Source organism: Streptomyces sp. BF23-19, assembly GCF_041106355.1.
In the GTDB taxonomy this organism is placed as follows: Bacteria; Actinomycetota; Actinomycetes; order Streptomycetales; family Streptomycetaceae; genus Streptomyces; species Streptomyces virginiae_A.
This window is the reverse complement of record NZ_JBGBPT010000072.1, coordinates 1-6,501: the sequence shown is the minus strand read 5'-3', so window position 1 is coordinate 6,501 and position 6,501 is coordinate 1. Positions and strand designations below refer to the sequence as shown.

4 protein-coding genes are annotated in these 6,501 nt (G+C 74.5%); 2 read left to right on the top strand and 2 right to left on the bottom strand.

Features of this window, described 5'->3' with window-relative positions:
* Both AB8A24_RS31915 and AB8A24_RS31910 read right to left on the bottom strand, forming a co-directional pair.
* A partial coding sequence (locus AB8A24_RS31915) for a DNA-binding protein (protein ID WP_369478257.1) occupies positions 1-4,447 on the bottom strand: 4,447 nt, incomplete at its 3' end.
* Positions 4,444-5,310, bottom strand: a complete 867-nt coding sequence (locus AB8A24_RS31910) for a DUF4132 domain-containing protein (RefSeq protein ID WP_328960032.1) — start codon at positions 5,308-5,310, stop codon at positions 4,444-4,446. The genes AB8A24_RS31915 and AB8A24_RS31910, both read right to left, overlap by 4 nt.
* 201 nt (positions 5,311-5,511) lie before the next feature.
* On the opposite strand from AB8A24_RS31910, the gene AB8A24_RS31905 reads away from it, so the two are divergent.
* Together AB8A24_RS31905 and AB8A24_RS31900 are read left to right on the top strand one after the other, a co-directional pair.
* Positions 5,512-6,258: an HNH endonuclease family protein gene (locus AB8A24_RS31905; protein ID WP_369478256.1), complete on the top strand. Its 747-nt coding sequence runs from the start codon at positions 5,512-5,514 to the stop codon at positions 6,256-6,258.
* The coding region (locus AB8A24_RS31900) for a hypothetical protein (RefSeq protein ID WP_369478255.1) at positions 6,255-6,501 on the top strand (247 nt) is incomplete at its 3' end. The genes AB8A24_RS31905 and AB8A24_RS31900, both read left to right, overlap by 4 nt.

Sequence of the window (6,501 nt, the reverse complement as noted above, 5' to 3'; positions counted from 1 at the left end):
CGCCCCCGGCGCCGGCCGCGGGGGCTCCGGGGTCGGCGAGCAGCGCGGCGAAGCGCGGGTCGTGGGTGGTGCGCAGCGCCGCCTCGGCGGCGGAGGGCCGCTGGTCGTCGCCGCGCAGCACCGGCAGGTACGGGTCGGAGCCGGTGGAGTCCAGCAGTGCCGGGCGCAGTGCGGGCTTGGGCTGGTCGTCGTGGGTGGCCATGACGACGGCGCCGTAGCGCTCGTAGCCCTCGCCGGTCTCGGTCGGGGTGCCCGCCGACTTCCGGAAGTCGGGCAGGCTGGTGTAGTGCCCGATCTCCAGGAGCAGTTCGGGCGCGGCGAGCCGCTGGCGTACGGCGGTCAGTACGGGCGGCAGGGCCGCTCGTACGGAATCCCCCGCGGGCAGCCGGTGAGCCAGCCAGGACGCCATGGCCACGGTCCCGGTCAGGACGGACACGGTGAAGAGGCCGGAGGCCGGCTCGGCGGGTTCCACATGGTCGCCCTTCACCGTCCAGGGCACGTCGACGGAGAGCTCGTGCGAGGCGGCCGGGTCGAGCAGGGCGGACAGGGCGCGGTGCGCGGGCCAGGAGCCGCCCACGGCGCGCGCGGCTTCCGTGGCCAGCCAGTCGGGGACGGGGGTACGGCGGCCCACGCGCCGGTTCCAGAGTTCCGCGGCGGCGGCGACGTCGGGGCCCTCGCTCCACAGCTTCGCCGGATCGGCGGGCAGCAGGGCCGCGACGACGGCCCGCCGCAGCTCGGTGTCGAGACCCCTGAGCTCGTCGCGGGCGTACGCGGCCTCGGTGGCCTTGACCCCGAGGGCGGTGCGCAGTTCCGGGGTCAGGAAGTTGCGTTCGTTGCTGTCGATGTCCGGGAGTCCGGCGATCACCAGGCGGGCGAGGGCGCCAGAGACTCCGGTGAGCTCGGCGAACTCCTCCGCGACTTCCGGGCGGAAGGGCACGGGTCCGTGCTCGGCGGCCGCGCCGAGGAACGCGCTCAGCCAGCCGGCGCCGCGTGCGCGGTCGCCGAGCGAGGCGTCTCCGCGCACGGTGTAGGGGCCGGGGACGGTGAACCGGCCGGTGGGGTCGTACAGCAGGGCACCGAACTCGTGGCCTTCGGGCACGGATTCGCTGTGCTCGGTCAGCGCGAGGACAGCTCCGCCGCCGAGCGGCAGCAGGCTGCGGTGGTGGACGTTGCGCTCGCCGTCCGGGGTGAGCAGGTGCTGCCGGTCGAGGCGGAGCAGGACCCGGCGCCAGCGGTCCGCGGAGCCTTCGGCCGAGTCCAGGCCGAGGGCGTCGACGGCGGCGAGCAGGGTGAGCAGCGCCTCCCGCTGCTCGTCGGTGGGCGCGACGGTGGCGGCGCGGTAGGCGACGGCCGCGGGCTGGTCCAGCAGCGGGGTCCAGGTGAAGGACCAGTACGGCAGCGCGGGCGTGTCGAAGTGCAGCAGGCCGGGCACCGGGGCGTCGTCGATCCGTGTGCGGGCGGCGTCGAGTCGGCCCAATGTGTGGTGGACGGCGTCGCTCTCGCCGTTCCAACGGTAGTAGCGGGAGCCGATGAGGCCGCTGAGCCCGTCGGCGATCAGCCGGTCGCCGGGACCCTGTTCACGCTCCTCGACGGGGGTGGTGTCGGGGTGCAGCCGGGCGGCGATCGCGTCCAGGTCCTTCTGCTGGGTGAGGGTGAAGCGGAGGACCTCGACGATGCCGCCGATGATCTTGGGGGCGGTGATCCGCGGCAGGGCCGCGCCGACGAGGTCGGGCAGGTCGGCGGCCTTGTCGGCCGCGGCGGCGGCCTTGAGGAGCGCGGCCGCCGTCTCCCGGTCGGCGGCGCGCAGGACGGCCGAGGCCTCGGTGTCGCGGGGGCGCAGGGCGTACCAGTGCGACAGCGGCGGAAGGTCCACGCTGCCGGTGCCGAAGGCGGAACGGCGGCGGTGGCCGTCGCGCGAGCGGGCGGTGACCACACCGTCCGGGTCGCCGATGCTCAGCTCCCGCCAGCTCTGGGACAGGGTGCGGGGCCGGTCGTCGCCGGGGAAGACGAGGGCGGCGACGGGCGCGTCGTTTCCTTCGGGTACGGCGACCGTGCGGCCGCCGGTGTCGGCTCCCTCCCAGCCGTTGCCGGCGCGGCGTACGGTGCGCCAGCCGATCAGGCCGTCGGTGGGCTCGCCGAGGACGGAGCCGGGGACGGTGGGCGCGGGCCGCAGCCAGGCGTGCTGCCCGGTGCGCTGGTCCGCGTCGGAGTCGGCGCGCCGGGCGTCGGCGAAGAACGCGGGCAGGGACCGGCGCCCGTGGGTGCCGCCGGCGGGGTCGTACTCGAGCCAGCCGCTGTCGCTCTGCTGGTCGCGGCGCTGCCACACCCAGTACGAGGTGCCGTCGCAGAGCAGGGGCCGCTCGTCCGGCAGCTTCGTGTCGCCGCGGTGCAGGACTCCGCCGCCGGTGACGCGCCCGCCGCCGGGGAGCGGCAGGGAGAGGTGGTCGCTGCGCAGCGACCAGTGGTTGCGGTCGGTGTCCAGGGTCAGGACGGTGCCGGGCGAGTGGTGCCAGTAGCCCTGGATCCCGTTGCTGTTCCAGGAGGACCAGAAGACGAGGAGTTCACCGTCGACGTAGTGGAAGCCGTGGTTGTACGAGTTCCCGGTCGGCACGCGCAGGTCGTGCGTGAGGACGGTGGACTCGGCGTCGATGACCCGGACCTGGGTCTGGTTGGCGACGATGAGGTACGGCCAGGCCTCCACCACGGTCAGGTCCTCCCGGCCCTGGCCGGGGTTCAGCTCGTCGAGGGCCTCCTCCCAGGAGGGCCAGGCCAGTTCCTCGAAGAGGCCGCCGCGCAGGGTACGGGCGAGGGTTTCGGCGAGGTCGGCGGCCGCGGCGGCGGCCACTTCCTCGGGGGCGAGTTCCAGGGCTTCGGTGGGCAGCCACCGCAGTCGCGCGATGGCGTCGGGGACTCCGGGCAGACCGGCGGCGGTGGAGGCGAGGGCGACGTCGCGCATCCACTCGGCCAGCAGCGGGCGGCCACCGGGCGAGGCGGCGACGGCCCGGACGACGTCGGCGCTGCCGTCGCCCAGGTTGCTCAGTGCCCGGCGGAAGGCCGGGTGGAAGCGCTGGTCGGCGGCGAGGGCGAGCAGGTCGCGGCGCTGGTCGCCGCCGGCCCACTCGGACAGGTTGAGGTGGTCGTACCGGTGGCGCCGGTCCTCGGTGCCGGCCTCGGGGTCGACGACCGGGACGTCCAGGGCGAGCAGCAGGTCGAGGAGGTCGGCGTCCTCGACGCCGATCCGCAGGCCCGCTTCCCGTCCGGGGTGGGCGAGTTCGGTACGCAGCCGGTCGGCGCAGTTCTCGACGAGGTCGAGGAGGAGCGGGAGCGTGGGGCGGCGGCCCCAGCCGGCGTGGCGGGCGGCGTGGAAGCGCTCCAGCCAGCCGGCCGTGCCGTCGGCGCAGCGCTGCTCGGCGGGCAGTTCCCCGTCGGCGAGGCCGGCCGAGGCGCCGGACTCCTCCAGGATCTCCAGCCACAGGACGGTGAAATCGCCGCCGTCGCCGCTGGGCGGGGTCAGTCCGAGGAGGGTGCCGCGGATCGCGGGAACGCGGCGGGCGAGCGCCACGAGGGCGCCGCGGTGGGCCTTCCACCAGCCGAGCGCGGCGCGCAGGGTGGCGGGCAGGGGCAGCAGTTCGGCGAGGTAGTCCTGCTCGGGTTCGGTGCCGGTCAGGCCCGCTGCGCGGGCGAGGCGGCGCAGTTCGGTGGCGGCCTGGGCGGAGGGCGCCAGCCCGCCGGCGGTGCGGCGTACGCACAGGCGGCGGAAGCGTTCGTAGGCCTCGGCGGGGGTGACCCGGGCGGCCAGGGCCTTGCCGTAGCCGGTGAGGACCTTCACCGGCAGGGCGCCGACGAGGGCGAATTCGAGGAAGACGGCGTCGAGGCGGTCCTCGTCGATGTCCAGCCCGTACTGGGCCTCGGCGGCGCGGGCCCGGCCGAACAGCTGGGCGGCGTAGGTGGTGTTCTCGACGGCGAGGAAGAGGCGCGCGGCCTGCTCGTGGAAGAGGGGCAGGAAGTGCGGGACGGAGGCGGCGAGGCGGCCGGCGAGTTCGAGGCAGGCGTCGAGGGCGGCCTTGGGCTTGGTCTTGGCCTGCCGGGCGATCCGGTCGAGTTCGGGGACGACGGCGAGGGCGTGGTGGCCGTCCTCGGGGTGGTGCACGAGGACCCATTCGGGGAAGCCGAGCGCCTGGCGCCGGCTCAGGCCGACGACGGGCGGCTCGCCCTCGTCCCGTACGAGTCCCAGGAATCCGGCGGCGAGGTCCTCTGCGGCGCCCAGTTCGGCGGGGGCGAGCCGGACGACGACGCGGTCGTCGCCGAGGCCGGGGTGGCGGTAGGAACGCGCGGTCAGGTCCACGGCGTCCGGGCCGGCGCCGGTGGTGCCCGGCGGCAGTACGGCGCCGGCCTTGAGCAGCAGTTCGGCCTTGTTCATCTCGGTGTCTTCCTGGTCGGTGCTCACGCGTCCGCGCCTTCCTCGATCGTGCGCCCGGCGTACAGCGCCGCGGCCATCCGCATGCCTTCGGACCAGGCCACCGGTCCGACCTCGGTCAGGCGTACGCCCCGGCCGTCCTCGTCGTGCCAGCTCAGCGCGCCGGTGGTGGTCTCGTCCTCGTAATAGGGTTCGCCGATCCACACGGCGGCCTCGGTCGCGGATCCGGAGTCCCGGACCTTGCAGGTGGCGTAGCCGCCGGAGACCCGGTAGCCGAGGCTCGTGGCGCGGGCGGCGAGGCTGAAGCGGGTGGGGAAGGCCCCGCCCGCGTAGTCGCGGACCTCGGTGGCGGTGGCGGCGAGCTCGGTGGGCTTGTGCCAGGTGGCCCGGTGGATCTGCTCGACCCGCTGCACGATGCCCAGCTCGGCCGCGAAGTCCCGTACGTCGTCCAGGTCGGGCAGCAGCACCGGGTGCGGCAGGGTCACCGTGCGCGGGGAGAGCCGTACGGTCTCGCCGTCGAGGTTGACCACCTTCAGCTCACCGGAGGCGGTGGCGTCCCGCAGGAAGCCCACCTCGTCCGGGTCGTCGCCGACGACGGCCACGTCGCGCAGGGCGCTCTGCCAGGCCTCGTCCGGCCAGACCCGGGCGAGCAGTTCGGTCGGCACGGGCAGCGAGGAGACCATCCAGCTGTCGACCTGTGCGGCGCAGGCCGCCTCGTGCCGGTCGAGCCAGGCGCCCAGCCTGCGCAGCCTGTCCACCTCGGGATGGTCCTTCAGGGCCTTGGGCAGTGTCTTCAACTGCCGTCCCGCCGTCCGCCCGGTGGCGGACCTCGCCGCCACCCGTCCCTCCACCAGGGCGATCTCGTACCCCTCGCCCGCCGCCAGCCATGCCATCAGCCGTGCCCCTCCGCCTGTCCGTTCCGGTTCCGCGCAGCCTTGACAGGGGGAAGCCGACCCCCCTGAGCTGCGGTATGCCGGGAGACTAGCGAGAGCCACTGACAACGCCCGCCGGAGGGGCCTCGGTAGGTTGATTGTCCGGTTCTGGGTAGTGTTTCCGGGACAGCGTGCGGAGCGGTACCGGCTCGGGGTGGGGTTATGGGACGTCAGATAGGTGTGCCGGGAGCGGTGCTGGTGGCGCTGCTGTTGGCCGCCGCCACCGGGTGCTCCGATCCGGCGGCGCCGGGCGGTGGGGACCCGAAGGCGTCCGCGCCCGCGGGCTCGCCGTCGAGCACGGCGCCGAAGGCGCCGAACTCACCCGGCGGCGACGCCAAACCGGCCGGTGGGGACGTACTGCCCGGTATGGTCAGCACCGCCGTGGCGCGCAGCCAGTTGGCGGCGCTCAAGGTGGCACCCGTCGGCACCATGGCGGGCTACAGCCGGGACAAGTTCACGCACTGGGCGCAGCAGGGCAACAAGTGCGACACCCGTGAGGTGGTCCTCGAGCGCGACGGCACCGGTGTCACCCGTGACGCCGAGTGCAAGGCCGTCTCCGGCAACTGGAAGAGCCTCTACGACGGGGTGGTCGTGACCGAGGCGGGGAAGATGGACATCGACCACATGGTGCCGCTCGCCGAGGGCTGGCGCTCGGGCGCGGCCGGCTGGGACTCCGCGCGGCGCAAGGCCTTCGCCAACGATCTGACCCGTCCCCAGCTGCTGGCCGTGACCGCGGCCTCGAACCGCTCCAAGGGTGATCAGAGCCCCGACCTGTGGCAGCCTCCGGACAAGGCGAGCTGGTGCCAGTACGGGCGGGCCTGGACCACCGTGAAATCCACGTACGGACTGACCGTCACCGAACCGGAGAAGAAGATGCTCACCACGATGCTGGACACCTGCGCCTCATGACGCGGCCGCAGCGGTGGCAGGACGAGGTGCTCGCCGGGCCGGGCGGCGCGATGACCGACGAGGTGGGCGTGATCACCGGCCCGCTGACGCTGCGTACGACGGTGGTGGCCGGGGGCCTGGTCCGGTTCGACGTCCAGTACAAGGACGCCGACGAGTGGTACGTGCTCACCGGCAGCCCCCGGGCCCATCACGGCGCCCCGGCCGCCCTGCACGCCGCCGCCCTCGCGGCTGTCCCCGACGGAG

What these genes read in the sequence shown, in the direction of transcription:
- AB8A24_RS31910 (WP_328960032.1), bottom strand. Translation starts at nt 5,310, where the DNA reads ATGGCATGGCTGGCGGCGGGCGAGGGGTACGAGATCGCCCTGGTGGAG.
- AB8A24_RS31905 (WP_369478256.1), top strand. Translation starts at nt 5,512, where the DNA reads ATGGGACGTCAGATAGGTGTGCCGGGAGCGGTGCTGGTGGCGCTGCTG.